The 16,462-nt window shown below is 43.2% G+C and carries 13 protein-coding genes; all 13 read right to left on the minus strand.

What is annotated here, in order from left to right:
• Positions 1 to 213: 213 nt before the first annotated feature.
• Positions 214 to 1,884, minus strand: a complete 1,671-nt coding sequence (locus M2444_RS06345) for an extracellular solute-binding protein (protein WP_280786550.1) — start codon at positions 1,882 to 1,884, stop codon at positions 214 to 216.
• Positions 1,881 to 3,284: a response regulator gene (locus M2444_RS06350; RefSeq protein WP_280786551.1), complete on the minus strand. Its 1,404-nt coding sequence runs from the start codon at positions 3,282 to 3,284 to the stop codon at positions 1,881 to 1,883. Before M2444_RS06350 ends, M2444_RS06345 begins: the two co-directional genes overlap by 4 nt.
• A complete protein-coding gene (locus M2444_RS06355; protein WP_280786552.1) occupies positions 3,277 to 5,022 on the minus strand; it encodes a sensor histidine kinase in 1,746 nt (581 codons plus the stop codon). Before M2444_RS06355 ends, M2444_RS06350 begins: the two co-directional genes overlap by 8 nt.
• 140 nt (positions 5,023 to 5,162) lie before the next feature.
• On the minus strand, positions 5,163 to 6,998 hold the full coding sequence (locus tag M2444_RS06360) for a type 2 periplasmic-binding domain-containing protein (RefSeq protein WP_280786553.1): 1,836 nt from the start codon (positions 6,996 to 6,998) through the stop codon (positions 5,163 to 5,165).
• A 92-nt stretch (positions 6,999 to 7,090) separates the two neighbouring features.
• Entirely contained in the window at positions 7,091 to 7,987 is an 897-nt protein-coding gene (locus M2444_RS06365) for a carbohydrate ABC transporter permease (RefSeq protein ID WP_042190000.1), read from the minus strand.
• 17 nt (positions 7,988 to 8,004) lie between these two features.
• Positions 8,005 to 8,964 (minus strand): ABC transporter permease, encoded by a 960-nt coding sequence (locus M2444_RS06370; protein WP_094870227.1) that lies wholly within the window; start codon positions 8,962 to 8,964, stop codon positions 8,005 to 8,007.
• 290 nt (positions 8,965 to 9,254) lie between these two features.
• The gene (locus M2444_RS06375) at positions 9,255 to 10,793 is read right to left on the minus strand and encodes an MDR family MFS transporter (protein ID WP_094875525.1); all 1,539 of its coding nucleotides are present in this window, start codon (positions 10,791 to 10,793) and stop codon (positions 9,255 to 9,257) included.
• A gap of 45 nt (positions 10,794 to 10,838) precedes the next feature.
• Positions 10,839 to 11,495: a hypothetical protein gene (locus tag M2444_RS06380; RefSeq protein ID WP_094875523.1), complete on the minus strand. Its 657-nt coding sequence runs from the start codon at positions 11,493 to 11,495 to the stop codon at positions 10,839 to 10,841.
• On the minus strand, positions 11,488 to 12,174 hold the full coding sequence (locus M2444_RS06385) for a hypothetical protein (RefSeq protein WP_094870230.1): 687 nt from the start codon (positions 12,172 to 12,174) through the stop codon (positions 11,488 to 11,490). The genes M2444_RS06380 and M2444_RS06385 overlap by 8 nt, the downstream gene beginning before the upstream one ends.
• 11 nt (positions 12,175 to 12,185) lie before the next feature.
• Complete coding sequence (locus M2444_RS06390) at positions 12,186 to 12,830, minus strand: YhbD family protein (RefSeq protein WP_094870231.1); 645 nt, start codon at positions 12,828 to 12,830, stop codon at positions 12,186 to 12,188.
• A 241-nt stretch (positions 12,831 to 13,071) separates the two neighbouring features.
• Positions 13,072 to 13,404 carry an HIT family protein gene (locus M2444_RS06395; RefSeq protein ID WP_280786623.1) on the minus strand — a complete coding sequence of 111 codons (333 nt, stop codon included), beginning with the start codon at positions 13,402 to 13,404 and terminating at the stop codon, positions 13,072 to 13,074.
• 189 nt (positions 13,405 to 13,593) lie between these two features.
• Entirely contained in the window at positions 13,594 to 14,139 is a 546-nt protein-coding gene (locus M2444_RS06400; protein WP_280786554.1) for a hypothetical protein, read from the minus strand.
• Between the two features lie 450 nt (positions 14,140 to 14,589).
• A complete protein-coding gene (locus M2444_RS06405) occupies positions 14,590 to 16,434 on the minus strand; it encodes a fibronectin type III domain-containing protein (RefSeq protein WP_256990350.1) in 1,845 nt (614 codons plus the stop codon).
• Between the last annotated feature and the right edge of the window lie 28 nt (positions 16,435 to 16,462).

The following is a 16,462-nucleotide window of genomic DNA, read 5'->3' on the forward strand; positions in this document are numbered from 1 at the left end:
CAGAGTAATATCGGTATTTACCAACGAATCAGCGAAATTATAGGGAGGAATTCCCTAATTATTAGTCAGATGAGCAGAAATCTCAGAATTACAGGGAGGAATTCCCTAATTATCGATCAGTGCTCCCGTTTCCTTGGTGAGGACACTCCACTTTTCCACAATCAGTCCATTCACTCCGCTACTTTTAGCGAAAAAACCTATATCATCCCGTGTTCATTTCAATTTTACGGTCTCAGCAACTTCTTTCGTAATCGCTTCCCCACCTAGACTCTTCCACTTCTCTACAAAAACGTCAAAGTCACTAAGTGGTGAATCGCCCACGATGATATTCAAAAATGTCTCGCTCTCCAGATTTTGCAGCTCCGTCCATTTGCTCTTCATTCGTTGGGTGTTTCCGTAAAAGACCCCTCGCACTCCCTCAATAGCGGTAGAGGTTAAGACAGCAACTCCATATTTATAGGCATTCGCTGCTTTCCAGCCTTCCAGATCTTTCTTTGGTTGTTCCGTGTCCTCCACCCATTGATCATAAATGAGACGGGTATCTGGATTTAATGTATCCGGGTCAATTTTGCCATGCAAAGCTTGCTGGATATCTGCATAATGTTTCTCTATTGCATCCGAATAATCAATTAGAAGGTCAAACGGATAATAGGCACGCAACTGAATTCCTGTTTGCGCTGAGAAATCATCAAGCGTCTTAACTTCCTCCGAATTAGGGTCTTGTCTTCTCTCAAGTCTTGTAAACACGTTCAACTGCTTCATAATCGCCTCTGGATGCTCGAAACCTTTACGCACAACAAGGTAACGGTCTGTTACCGGAGCCAAATGTGCAACAAACTTACCAGACTCATCAAGTGGAGCTGCATATGCTCTCCATTCTGCCTTCGTATCGAGGGCAACCGCCTCTGACAAAGGATAATATGGCATCCACCATGGGCCAAAGAACATGCCTGATTTCCCTGTAATAATAGGCTCTTGTGTTTCTTTATAAAGTGCAAAATTGGGGTCCAGCAACCCTCTTTTATACCAATCTGCCAGTTTGGCAAGCGCTTGTTTGGTCTCAGGTGTAATGGATCCATATACAATATTCCCAGCGTTATCCTTGATCCAATTGGTAGGAAAAGCATGCAATGCACTAAACACAGCATCCAGACCATTTACTAATGGCTTTGTCCCATAGACGATATTCTTATAGCCGCTAAGTCCGACGGTATCTCTTTTACCATTGCCATCGGGGTCTTTCTCCATAAAAGCCTTCGCTATGTTCTCAATATCTTCAAAGGTTTGCGGTGCCTGCAGCTCCAGTTTATCCATCCAATCCTGACGCACCCAGAGCAGAACAGGCGAATCCGCATCAATTGCTACGTTAGGTAATCCATATAACTTACCGTATCGGGAAGCATCAGATAATGCCTCACCCTGAGTAGAATTGTACATATCCTTAATTAAATCAGAGCCATATACATTGTAGGTCTCTGTGAGGTCCTCTATCATATCATTGTCAATGAGTTTCTTTAATTGATCTCGATCTACAACCATCGCATCCGGCAAATCATTGCTATCGATCGCAAGTTGTGCTTTTTGATTAAAGGCATCTTCACCCTTCGCTTCCCAAGAGTGAACTACCTTGATATTCGTAATGCTCTCCAAATAACGGGTGATTGGATTGTTGTCGTTGCTGTCACCTGTATTTAGCCTGGAATCAGGAACCTTAAATCCTACACGAATCACGATCGGATCTTCGTATTTGCTATACGCTACAGAAGCATCTTCGACCTCACCCTGAGGACTTCGAGTAGAATCTACTGTTTTGTTCTGGTCACGGCATGATGTAAGTCCGATCATCATTACAAATAAGAGGATGAATCTCCACAATCTCATCATTGGTCCTTCTCCTCCGCACGATATTCACTCGGCAGTTGACCAATACGTTCTCTGAACAGTCTACTGAAATAGCGGTCATCTTCAAAGCCAGACCTTGAAGCAATCTCACAGACGGGTAATGAAGTCTCCCGCAATAATGATTTAGCCAACTCAAGTCGCATTCCCCGTAAACATTCACCGAATGTCTCCCCGGCAAAACGAGCGAAACATTGACTGAAATAACCACGGCTCATATTAATTTCCGCCGCTACGTCGCTCTGATTGATTTTGTCACCTGCATGGCTCTGCATATAACGAACTGCGCGAATAAGACAAGACATCACTTCTTTAGTCAATCCTAGCTCGAGCATTCTCCGTCCCACATGATCAGAGAATCGGCGCAGCCAGGTCTTCCAGTGACACCAATTCAAGTTCATCGAAATATCGCGTTCCAGTTGAACAGCATCATCAGGTTTTAACAATAAAGCGCTCCAGCTTTGTAAAAGAGAATGTGCGAAAGCTGGAAATCTATCGTATCGAGGCTTCTGCAAGCTTATGTTCATTACAAAATTCTCCCATTCATTCCCATCAATCGTCCACTTGAGACTATGAGCTTGCTCGAATACATCAGCTTCATCCGGTTTTAAATGGGGAATCGCTATTTCCTTCTTTAGTTCCTCATAATTCAGAAAGGTCAGTTCTTCAGCACTAGAATGATAAAATAGCATATGCCGAAGCTTCGTGGTGAGCTGCTCCTCCAATTCCTGTAGTGACTGATCTCTTAACCCACTGATGAGCGCGGTCTGCCATCTCCCAGAAAGCTGGTTCTTAAGCTCACGCTTCCCCTCCTCTTCCGAGAACCGGTGAAGCAAGGGCGACATCCACATCTCATGAAAGGTAATCAGCGGATTATTCTTCACGAAGGATAGGTGAAATAACTCTTCTTCATTACAGTGGCTGCTTAATGGTAAATAGAGCAGTGCCTTGTCTGCAGCTATCCTTTTACCTTCACCATGAACCAGTGCATCCCTTGTATTGTCCTCCCATTTGATGCGATCGACCAGGCGACGTATAGTCTCGTCCGCATTTTCCATCTCCAATAGAGTTTTGACAATATAATCAACGGCTCCTAAACGCATGGCCTCCTGCACATAGTCAAACTCATGATGGCAAGTAAGCACAACACAGCGAACACCTGCGAAACGCTGCCTTACTAGTTTAATTAGCTCAAACCCAGAAATGCCGGGCATAGTCAAATCTACAAATATCAGATCTACATCCTGTTGTTGAAGTAGCTCCAAAGCGGATTTGCCATCTCCCGCCTCACCGACAATCACAACTCCTAAGGATGACCAATCAATTAGAGAGATAAAACCTTTCCGCACAAGTCTCTCATCATCAACCACTACAGCTTTAATCATCGAAGTCCTCCTTACCTTTCCTCGGAATTACGATAGATACAACCGTACCTTCCCCTAGTTTGCTGTACATCTCCAGCTTCATTTGTTCTCCATAGTAGGTTCTGAGCATCCGGTTCACGTATGAGAAGCCGATTCCGAGCCCCCGCTTCTTAGCGCCATCCTCTGACAGCAGCTGATCTAACGTATCTGCATCCATTCCAGCCCCGTTGTCTCTTACACACAGCTGAACTTCTCCTTCACCATGCTTTGTAATCAAGACGTCCACCCTGCCATTATCGCTTAGACCATGATAAATCGAGTTCTCTACAAGGGGTTGAAGTAAGAATCTAGGGACAGCCACAGACAATACATCCTCATCAGCCTCCACGTTAAATTCGAATTCATAGTCATAACGAATACGCTGCAGCTCCATATAATTTCGGATCGCTTCAATTTCCTCTCCAAGGGTAACGATGATGCTTTGCTTGCCCAGATTATAATGCAGCACCTTTACAAGAAGAGTGACCAGCTTGTCGATCTCCTTCTGACCGTTAAGCCTTGCCATCCACTGCACCGTATTCAATGTATTATGCAAAAAGTGAGGGTTAATCTGGCTAAGTAGCTTTTCAATCTCGAATTGGCTTTTCTGCTTCTCATTATAGGCTACCGCAACAATCAGCTCATTCACCTGTTTCTTCATCTGCTGAAAGTTACTAAGCACAAAATCAAACTCTTCCACATTCGTGTAGGCAACGGGAGAAGTAACATTTTCCGCCATTCGATTAATTTCAAGGTTAACCTTCCGCAAAGGGCCATAAATCTTTTTCCAAATCATCAAAGCCAGAACTCCGGCAAAGAGTAGTGTCGAGAACGCGAGCAGGATCATTTTATAGAACCAAGAATAAATTTCACTGTTGAATTCGGACTTTTTAACTACTGCAATAAGCTTCCATCCCTGTGGACTAGCGTATCGAAACAGATGATATCCGGTAAGTGTTTCATGTGATAGATTAGAGTTGCTTCCAGCAGCTTTGATAATTCCTTGAGGTAATTTACCATCAATGACATAAGTGCTAGTGCCCTGTTGATTCACAAGTAGGTGGTTAACCTTCATCCCGTAAGATTCCTGATTAAATATTTTGCGAAGCAGACTATAATTTGTCTCTAAATAAATATATAGCTTATGTTCACCTGGTACGCGTACAATGCGCTGTTCTGAGAACACGAGATTATCGCCGACGGCATACATCGTAGAATGCGGCCCATAATAATCAGCTCCGTTATATCGCATAAAAGAAGGTAATGTACTGATATCGAAATTTCTGCGCGCACTCATATTTGTGAACAGAACCGGATCATCACTGCTTGGCATAATGTAGGCTGTAAGTCCAATGTAGGGATTCGTGAAATTAACGAGGTTGATCTTCTGGTTGATGGAGTTCATCATTTGCGATTTGCGATAAATTTGTTTTTCCTGAATAAAAGAGGACATTTCTTCCACAATCTGACCATCCAGCGCAAACTGTTTAGAGGCAAAATCCATATTGTCGATGGCATTCTCCAAGCTAGAGGCTTCCTGTTTCAAGCTTGCACTTATACCATTGCCAATTTTCCCTGAAAGGATAGAGTAAATAGAGGTGTAGGTTACGAATCCTACTAAAAGAAGCGGAAGTAACGTTCCGATCACTAGATAGATGAATAAAGTCTTACGTAAGGATTTGACAGCTGGGGTATGACTACGCCGGAATACTCTCACCATCTGAATGATCCTCTTCTTTCTTCTTGTAAGCGTTCTATATATATCAATGTGAGAATACCACATTTATCCTTAATTGAATAGAATAGGGCAGAACAGCCTTCACGCCGCCCCGCCCTATTTGTATTTTTTCTAATTAAACCTTATTTCACGCTTTTGCGAGCCTCAAACAGTTCCTCTGCCTTTTTAATCGAGAAATCCATCACTTCGGCATAACCGAGACCATTCACCTTATCATGCATTTCTTTATTCAATTTGTCATATTCTGCTTGATTCTTAGCAAATACCATTTTCCAAGAAATTTGTTGAATGACCGTACCGATTTGTTTGTTCTTTTGCTCCACTGTTTTGTCCATCATCAATGGCTCTTTACCTGTGAAGCCTTGTGGCGCGACAGCCAATAGATTATTTTTCTCAAAATACTCCTTAGGCGTCAGAACACCCATCTTCGCTCTCCAGTCACTATCAAGTTTAGACGGATTACGCTCTAAGGTTGTCGTCCATAGATTGTGATCGTATGGCTCTTTGTTGTCAGGATTCACCATCGCCGGAACTACAAAAGAGAAGTTCATTTGGTTAGAGCCGTAGTAGTAGTCACCACCACCATATTCTGCAGGCACTTGTGTATTCTGTTGATCGGTATAAGCCTTCCAGCCAAAGTCAGTCACGACAGGTTTACCGCTTGCATCCATATCCCAAGTCAGACCTTTAGGTCCGTTCGGCACCGCTGTTCCGCTTCCTGCAGAGATCATTGCGCCTTCCGGAGTGTACATCCAGTTAAGGAATTCCATAATTCTAGCAGGTTCTTTAGATTTTGCACCGATTGCTATAATACCGTTACCACCGTATACATTGAAGCCAGTGGAATACATCAGCTCATCCTTGAACGGAACTAGTGCAAAACCTTTACCTTCTGCTGTTCTTTCCGGTGTATTGTAGTTAGCTGCTCCAAGCCACGGGAACCAGGAGAACAACAGACGACCATCTTTGTATTTCGCTACCACATCGTCGAATTTTTGCGTCATGGAATCTGGATCAACCAGCCCCATTTGGTTAGCTTCAAAATACAGTTTGAGCGACTTCATATACCAGCTATCTTCGGATAGGAAGTCATAATACTTTTCTTCATCTGCTTTAACATACACAGCAGTGTCAGGAATTTCGTCATAACCCATCATGTTGGCGAACTGTTTAGCCAGTGTCATTTTATAGTTGCCGTCCCAGTCAGACCACATCGAGAAGGCATAGGTTTTCTTTCCTTGCTCATTTTTTGGTTCAAGCTCTTGCATTTTTTTCAGCACGGGAAGATAATCTTCTATCTTTGAAATTTCAGGTGCTCCGATTTGTTGGTAAAGATCCCAGCGTAGGTCGGGTCCCCAAGTCATGTCTTTTCCTTCAGAGGGTCCAGATGGATTAGAAGCTACGCTGTTCCCGATGCCAAAAACGGATGTCCCACTACCAAAAGCGACCTTTGCTTTCTCGATAGCTTTTGGAAACGTACTAGTAATGTCTTTTCCGTATTTATCTAGGAGCCCGTCTTGAGTCCAGTCTAAGAGAAGTTTTCCTTTGATCGCGTTTGGATAATGGTTCTTATCATCACCGAAAATGATAATATCGCCAAGATCGCCGGATGCCATCATTGCAGAGATTTTGGTATCTCCACCCGTCAGGTTTGAGGCTACAATGTCCATCTCAATATTGAACTTATCTTTGATGATTTTGGCAAACCAACCGGTTTGTGGACCCGCATAGTTAGCCGTTGTAGAGAATACGGTCAGCTTCAGCGGCTTGGAATGATCTAGTGTTCCGTCATCTGGTGCTGCTGTCTCTTCCGCCGGCGCATTCGTGGCAGCGGACGTAGGTTTCTCTGTGCTCGTGTTTTTGCCCGAGTTAGCCGTATTATTTCCCCCGCCACATGCTGCCAGAACGAAAACCAGGATTACGGATAGCATGACAAGCGATGCTCTTCTTAGTCTCATTGCTTTATACCCTCCCTTTCGTATCTTTTCTTATAGTCCAACTCTGCTCCTAGCAGAGGAAAACCCCATTTCATTACCGATCCGGTAGCTCATTAGCCCTTAACCGCACCGATCATAATCCCTTTGACGAAAAAGCGCTGGAAGAATGGGTACACGATTAGAATCGGCAATACGACGATCATCGTTACGGTCATCCGTACAGAGGTTGGAGTCTGCATATTCGCTACACTAGCGGCCATATCTGGTGAATTACGAATTAAAGCCGCGAGCGAGCTGGACTCGTTCAAATAACGCCATAACAAGAATTGGAGCGTAAAATATTTCGTATCTGTCATCAGAAACGCCGTATCAATAAATGAGTTCCATTGATTCACTGCGGAAAAAATCGTAATTGTAGCCAAAATGGGCGTAGTAAGCGGTACAATAATGCTCCAAAACACTCTCATGTAACCAGCACCATCCATAGACGCTGACTCCTCAAGGGATGGAGGAATGGCCTCAACGAAGGTCTTAACCAGAATGATGTTGAATGGCGTAATAATCGTAGGCAAAATATAAGCCAGATAATTATTAGTCAGATGCAAATTATGCATCGTGATGTACCAAGGGATCAGCCCTGCGCTAAAATACATCGTAACCACGACACTCCGATACCAAATACTCCGGCCCCACATTTCCTTTTTGGTGAACAAGTATCCTAAAAAAGCTGACGACCCCACAGTAAGCAATGTCCCCACAACCGTTCTATACACAGAGACTGTCGCCGCATGTCCTAGACCACTGATTCTTAGCACCTTACTATAGTTATCAAAATGGATCTGTCTTGGATAAAATTTGATATCACCCGCTGCGCTAAGATCATTCGAGCTGATCGTATTGATGAACAAATAATAGAATGGGTAGATGCATGACAGGGTGAACAATCCAAAGAGCGTATAGATCATAATCTGGAAGATAAGTTCTCCAGCCGTTAGTTTTTTCTTTCTCAAATGGGATCACCCCTGACTTAAATGATAGATTCGTCACGCACCATCTTAGACAATGTGTTCGCTGCGAACAGTAGAATTACACTGACAACCGACTTCAACATGCTGACAGCCGTGGCAAAAGGAAAGTTGTTGGCGAACGCAATGTTATATACATAAAGATCCAGTACTTCTATAGAGTCCTTATTCATCGCATTTTGAAAGGCAAAGTACTGCTCCATCCCGTTATTGACCAGATTACCTATAGAGAGTAGCAGCAGTACAAAAAAGGTCGGGATCAGACCTGGAATGGTGATATGCCAAATTTTCCGGAACCGATTTGCTCCATCCACCTCAACAGCTTCGTACAATTCCTGATCAATGCCTGCAATTGCAGCAAGATAGAGAATGGCACCCCAGCCTAACGACTTCCACCAGTACCAAACGATCATCGTGACCCAGATATTTGAGCTGGAAGCGAGGAAATTATAGCCTTCATCCACTATTCCAAGCTGCACCAGAATGTGGGTGATGACACCGTTATCTACAGAGAACAACGAGAATGCCAAGGCATAAACTAGAATCCAGCTTATAAAGTTTGGAATCGTGGTTAGTGTCTGCACCAGCTTGCGATACCAGCCTGACTTCACCTCAGTCAACATAACGGCAAAGATCACTGGAAAGATGGATGTAATTAATCCGAGTGAACTCATAGCAAGCGTGTTCTTCAGCACGCGCAGAACCTCTGCGGTCTGCGTCGGATTAGATACAATCGTCTTGAACCATTTCAATCCAACGTAAGGCGTGTCTGACAACGGTATTCCGGGAATGAAATCATAAAAGGCATAAATCCATCCGCTGATCGGCAGATAATAGAAAATAAAGGTGACAACAAGAAATGGAAAAGCCATGAAGAACAATTTATGTTTGTTCTTCATCTTCCAGCGGGATCGATGAACCGGATCAACGCTGGGAAGCCGTTTGCCAGCAGGTACCCCCATATCGGAATCTCCTATACCCAGATTTTGATTACGTTTTCAGAGTATCAGAATCTGAGCTTCTGGCGAGATAGAGAGCAGAACGCCTTCTCAGGGAAACCGTCAGATACTTGTGAACCAAATTCGCAGTACAATCGACCATTTTCTACCTAGTCGCTTTGGGCGTAATGGAGCACACATATGCCTTTAGACAAAAACGACCACCACTTAGGAAGTACCCGAAGTGGTGGTCGTTTTTTTATATGTCTATTTTCACTGAATCATAATCAATCGAATATTATCTAGACTACATGCTAATGTCCAGACGCCTGAACATTCCCCTCCGCAGAGGCATCCATCTTCTGACGTCCCATATAAAACGAAGCCAATAACGCTAAAGCTGCAGGAATCAGCGCCCAAGCAAAGGTGTTTACAATGGATGAGGATAACCCAGCGGTAATTTTACCCAGAATTTCAGGTGGAATGAGCGCCCTAGTCTCCGGTGAGAGCAAAGCATGTGGGTCTTTAAAATCCATAGCTCCCGCAGGAGCCGCTCCACCACCATTAGCCGAGAGTAGCTTGGTAAGACTGCCTGAGAAATAGTGACTTTGAATGATACCGAAGGTAGTAATGCCTATCGTCATGCCCAGTGAACGAATGAAATTCAGCGTTGCGCTGGCAGAGCCACGTTGCTGTGCGGTCAATCCATGAATAGATGCCGTACTTAGCACTGAGAATGAAGCACCAATCCCTAGCCCAATCAAAATCATATACAACGTAACAAGCAGTCGTGAAGCATCCGGCGTGAGTGTCGCTACAAGTCCAGTACCGATCACCAAAAGTGCGAATGTAGGAATCAGCAGGCTGCGGTAACTGGTTTTTGACATTAGAAATCCGCCCATCGTAGCCGTAACCACTGAGCCGACCATCATTGGTAGCAATACAAGTCCTGAATTTGTAGCTGATCCGCCCAATACTCCTTGAATAAAGATCGGAATATACACGGAAGCCACAATAAAAGCTGCACCGCTAAACAGAGCACAAATAATGCTCACCGCGTATAATCTTTTTTTAAACAAAGCAAAGGAAATAATCGGTTCTTTCGCTTTGGTCTCTACAAAAAGAAACACAACTGCAAGGATGGCAAAGGCTGCAAACAAACCAAGAATCATGGACGATCCCCAAGCATACTCTTTTCCGCCTAGCTCCAGCGCAAACATTAAGGAAATGACTGAACCAAGCAGCGTACCCGCTCCCAACCAGTCAATAGGCTGTTTTGAATGCTCATGCGATTCTTTATAAAAGAATACGACCATCGCAAAAGCCAACAGACCAAGGGGTAAGTTAATATAAAATATCCATTGCCAAGCAATATGATCGGTAATATACGCACCGAGCAATGGACCAAATATACTCGACAAGCCAAATACAGCGCCGAATGCCCCGCCCAGTTTTCCCCGGGTCTGCAGCGGTACGGCATCGAACATGATTGCAAAAGCGATTGGCACCAGCGCCCCGCCACCAATGCCCTGAATAGCCCGGTATGCAGCTAACTGAGTTATTGTATCAGCCGTTCCACAGAGAGCCGAACCTGCCATGAATACAATAATTCCAAAAATAAAAAACTTCTTACGACCATACATATCAGACAGCTTGCCGAAAATGGGCATACCCGCCATCTCGGCTACGAGATAAGCTGAGGTGACCCAGACAAATTTGTCCATTCCGCCCAGCTCCCCAACAATATTACCCATTGCAGTAGCAACGATGGTGCTGTCCATGGAGGCCATAAGAATTCCTAATAAGAGACCTGCGATAACAATACCCAGATTGGGCGATTTGGCAGCACTCATATGTTCCACTCCTCTTTTCCTCAAAAAATAACTATAAAATTGTCTTTAGATCTTCACTTGATGCTTCACTGTTGCGTGCTTATGAACTTCTAGTATATCGCGGAATTCCACCGTTTCTATTTCACAATCCGGACCAATGATTACACGTTCTCCCCTTACCATACTAGCCTTTGTATTGACCAGATCAATAGCATCGCCTTCGATTAGCCCCGCTTCAAACAGTATTTTCGAAGTTGGCTTCATCATATGCAGCAGTCTTCCCGTTTTACTCTTCTTAATGGTTAAGATACTGCCCCCAACCTCCTTCGCACTACTTGGACCAAACAATTTAATCTCCAAATGCTCAGCACTAAGTAATCCCGCAACGCTTAAGGCACCGGAAATTTGCAATTTTTCTCCTTCACAATCACCCTTCACATCCAAATTTCCGTAGAGATGAAGCTTATCGATTTTTACGGAGGTTGCTTTTATTTCACCCTGTCCACGTAAGGAATCTCCTTCAAGACTACCCTCGAGTGCAATTTCGCCAGTGATTTTCATTTGCTTCATATGCAGATTTCCAGCTATATTGGCATTTCCAGTCAGATTCATCTTTTCGCAATTCACATCTCCAGCGAATTTGCATTCTCCAGTGATCTTAACATCTTTGAAAGAGCCACCGGCTGAAGATGTCGTTCCAATTATTTTCAGATTATCATTCACCGACCTTCTCCACCTTTCCAACCTTAGCCTCTGGATGCACTGTAATTTGTTCGCGATACTCTACCCGTCCGAGTGTACAGCCTGGGCCAATAATGACAATATTTCCTCTGATGATATCCGCAGTTGTATATTCTACATCTATAAAATCTCCCTCGATCGTTCGAGCACATAGCTCAGGCCGAAGTTTAGGGATAATTCCGCTAAACATCTTACTCCAAAATCCATTATTCACTTGCCGAATCACGAGGCTCTCCACACCAATTTCATTGGCCTTCCCCTGACTCTGCAGTTTAAAATCCACATGACCGGCACTTAGTAAACCACCAACATTAAAGCTACCTTCACCTACCAAATCCTCAAGCTCACAATCCCCTTTGATACTCACCATTCCGTTAAGGGTACAGCTTTCACCTCGAAAACTCTTACCTACATTAAGAACCCCATCCACCTTTAGGGTGCCAAACCGCATATTACCCATCACTTTGATGACCCCGTTGCATTCTGCTTCTTCTGCTGCTAGATCATCATTCAAATTCATATGCCCATTTCCTTTAAACATTCGCGCCACAATCGGCCCGACTACTTTACCTACACCATCCATGTTTACGTTGTTGTAAGTACCACCGGCCCCACCACTAACCCCGTTTATTATCAAATCAGGCAGCTGATGTTTGTCCATTACTCTTCCTCCTATTCAACAAGCTTGTAGGCAAGCTTACCTTTCAATTGTTCGATCAAATCTGCATAGGTCATTTTACTGACCAATCTAACCCCTTCATCAAACCATAACTCCGCAGGCGCTTGTGCCAGAATGAAGGATGAAACCCCCATTTTCCGGATAAAAAACAATTCCCAGCTTCCACTCTCAAGCCTTGAAACTTTCTCCTGCAACGTGCGAAACAGAAGCTCCGCCTCCTCCATACTCATTTCCCCAGCACTAAGCAGGCGGTCTACAGCGAATAAATGAACGAGCTCCCCAAAAGTATATTTACTTTCATCACTGAGACTTTCTCCAAATTTCCTCAGCGTTGTTCTCGAAACAATGTTACGTTCTAAAATATCCTTAACAGTTACACTCACCTTCTCAAAGGATGCTTTATCCGATAGCTTATCAGCCATTTCATCCAGAGAAAGCCCATCTTTCATATTCACAATGTTGTGAATCCGGGACAGGATCATCTCTTTAGGAAAAAAAGTCTCTTGTCCAGTAAAGGTAGATTTACGGATAAACCATTCCTCAGGGATTAACTGCTTCCTTTTCCAGCGGTACAATTGCCCATATGAAATACCGGTTAAATCCAGCAGTTGTTTCTTCGAAATCAAATCATCTTCCATATCCGATCACTCCTTGAAAACATCGTAACATAACACTGTTACGTTGTAAATAAAACAATCCCCCTTGAATCTCCTCTGCAACAAATCATTGCATTAAAGTTTCCCTCCAAGATTTTACGACACAAGAAAAGAGTGAACCTCCGTCTAGAGGAGGATCTTCGCTCTTTTACTCCAAATGTATTCTTTGATTTAAGCTATGTTAAGGTAAAATGTTAATTTAGGAAGAAAAGAGAAGAAGTCTTTATCGACCCCTTCTCTTTTCTTCACTTAATGTCTTTAGAATCTTTTTTTTGGTTTGGCTTAATCGTTTTTCAGCACCATGTGGGTGTAAGGGTTCACCCCAGATAAATCCATCGCCTTCGTACCTCGGAATGAGATGCATATGGTAATGAGTAAGATCGTTAAAATTTCCCTCCATCTCTTCGACATCACAGTAATGCTTTTTGGGGAGGATTAGAGTATGCCCTTCATTAAAAGGAGCAATATCAAGCACACAAGTAATAAATTCATTTTCATAAACAATATTTAAGTCAGGTTCAATGCCGTTAGCGATTCTACATCCTAAGCATTCCATGTATAGCATTACACCATCCTAAATGGGATTTTACATTACTCCTTACAACGATATCGCCGTTACTTCACAACATAACCAAGAACAGTGAATATAAGTTTCCCAAAACGATCAATCAAATGGCTTCACTTAGTAAAAGGCGGTTTATTAAACTAACATTTCCATCCGTTCAGCACAAAAACTAACTATTCCTTATTTATTTTCATTTACTACTTGTTGAGCAATGCTTAGAATTGTATCCTCATCCAAACTGTTAAACTTTAAAGTGATTGAACCTTTTGAATCATTGAATGCTAAATACGTATAATCACTATTTTTTATTTTTTGCACCTGTTTGCCGCTAATATCAATAATATCAGCATCGTTCAAATCAACTTGAGTATTGCTATAGGTTATTTCAAAGAGTGTTTCTCCTTGATAAGGTCCGTAGATGATTTCTCTTTCACTGGACTCTTTTTGCCCCTTTGTTAACTTCTCCAGCTTCCCTTTGTTTTTCGTATATGTGACTAAAACTTCTTGATTATCTCCAATAAAGTTGCCTTGTTTATCCTTTGGAGGGAATTTATATTGTACATAACTAACTTCATAACCATCCAGTGCAGGGATACTAAATGATGATCCTAATGCACTAACCTGCACCTGCGCTTTAGCTAATTCATCGTTGGAACCAGCCTTTTGACATCCTGATATTAAAAATATTATTGCAGCAATAAAAAATACAAATCCAAATTTGTTCATGAAATCACCTCTTATGATTTGAATTAATACTAATGGAAAACCTTAGTAGTTTGTAGATATACTTCAGTTACATTCCTTTTAACTCCTTTAATATACCTAAAATATGGAATAATTATATATACGTTGTAAAAGTAAATTTGTTGCAATGGGGCAGACAAGCCATTATGCTTTTGCTCCTGGATTTCATCAAGCGCACGAATAGGAGCTGACATCCCCTTGGTTCTGGACAGTAAAAAAGTGAATGAGCTCTCGCTTGCCACACCTCCTTACATAGTGTCATCTTAATCATAAAACGACGTTCGTAAAACTCAAATATCAACAATGTGGTTTAACATAGCCTAATACAAAGAAAAGAAAGCCCTCCCGAGCCAATACTATGGCATCTGGGACAGCCTTCTTTATTTTACTTGCTCTATCTATAAATCTTACCGGTCAAGTCTTTCATAAATCTCACTGCACATAGGTATAATGCGCTGAATCATATTGTGGGCCGGATTTCTCGTAAGTGAACCAGTACTCAATGCTGCTGCCAGCACTTAAACCACTCACCGTCTGCTTCCATGTACCTGAGCTATTGATCATCCGGTAATTAAGCTGTGGCCCCCCGTTAACCTTATAATGCACATCTACATAAAGAGCACTGGTCACAGGTGTAATATAAATGCTCGCTTCTGTTGAAGAAAGTCTCGTTACCCCTGCCGTAAAGTCAGCCGTCACATGATCACCACCCCCGCCGCCAGTGGGATTAGTAGTAACTGTTGCGGTATTACTAGCAGATGACAAATTACCTGCTGCGTCCGTAGCTTTTACTGTAAACGTATAAGCTGTGCTTGGAGTTAGTCCAGTAACAGTAGCTGTAGTATCTGCCACAGAGGCTACTTGCTGTGTTCCACGATAAACGAAATATCCCGTAACACCAACATTATCAGTTGAAGGAGACCAGCTCAGGTTAACTGCTGAATCCGTCTTGCTGGTTACTGTCAGATTAGCAGGTGCAGTAGGTGCTGTCGTGTCTCCAGTATTACCTCCACCCGTCAAGTATTCACCAGTGAAAGGATTAAACCGGTGTAGTGATAGAATTAACCAACCCGTGCTAGACACGCAGTTTTGCTGTGCCATAACCCAATAGCTGTTGCTGGTCCCTTTAAGCGAGTACGGAATTCCCCCCAGTGAAGCGCCGCTTGTGCCTTGCTTTTTAATAATTTCAGTGTTAATGGCATCCGCTTTGGATACATTGCCTTGCATATAGTAGGCGAGCGACATAAATGCGCTTCCTTCAAACCATACATCAGCACCCGTATTACCGATTTGATTCCCGTTATCGTCATATGCAGGCAAAACTTCATCCGTCCAGTCAAAATCATAGCCGGTCAGCGTATTCCCAGCATCATTGTAAGTAAGCGTCTGCTTGTAACGCGGATTCGCAAGGGTCCCCGGGGTGCCGGAAGCATTTTCCACATAAGTTAAGCTTGCACCGTAGTTATGGGTTCCGGATACTCCTAAAGCCAGTACTCCCCATGGATTCACGTCCAATGGAATTTTAGGATCAATCAGATTCGTATCGTTTTTCCAGCCTCCCTTGAAGCGTTTGACACTGTCATCCCACACATAATTATCCAGGAAGGTCTTCACTCCAGAAGCTGCGCTATTATATGAGGCAGCCTTTGAGGAATCTACCGAAGCATAATACTGCAGCACCCGGTAAATATCGATATTATGCTCGGTTGAGCTCCAAGGCTCATCTGAATTGCTCCAACCACTCCACCCTCCAGCAATACTGCCGTTGGCTTTTTTATACGACAAGCTCCAATCAAGTGCTTTGAGCGCCATCGGGCGATATCGCGTGTCATTATATTGCTTTTCATAGGCCATAGCAGCCATTGCCATCCATACAACCGGCCCCACATGTTTACGAATTTCTTCTCCGAAGCCATTGTTATACCAATAAGAGTTCAGCCAGAAGCCGGAAGGGTCCTGAATGTCCCGCATTTTGTTCAAAACCTGCTCTGCCCGCGTCCGTTCACCTTTTACAATAAAGGCTATGGCTGCAACAGCTTGATCATACGTGTATACAATCTGTTTGGGATTGTTAGGTCCCCAGAAATCCTCAAAGCTATCTACCAAGCCTTCAAAAGCATACCCTGCTGTAGCATCTTGCTGGGTCTTTAACCAGACTAAAGCACGATTTGAAGCATCACTTGCAGCATCCGCACTCACTTTTCCACCCATAGGTAGAGCTACTCCAAAAACCAGCAGACTTGTCATTAAAATCGAAAACAGCTTCCTCATCTTCATAACTTTCCTCCTCATAATCATGATGAAC

The sequence above is a fragment of the Paenibacillus sp. PastF-3 genome (assembly GCF_029893135.1).
Lineage (GTDB): Bacteria > Bacillota > Bacilli > Paenibacillales > Paenibacillaceae > Paenibacillus_AQ > Paenibacillus_AQ nitricinens.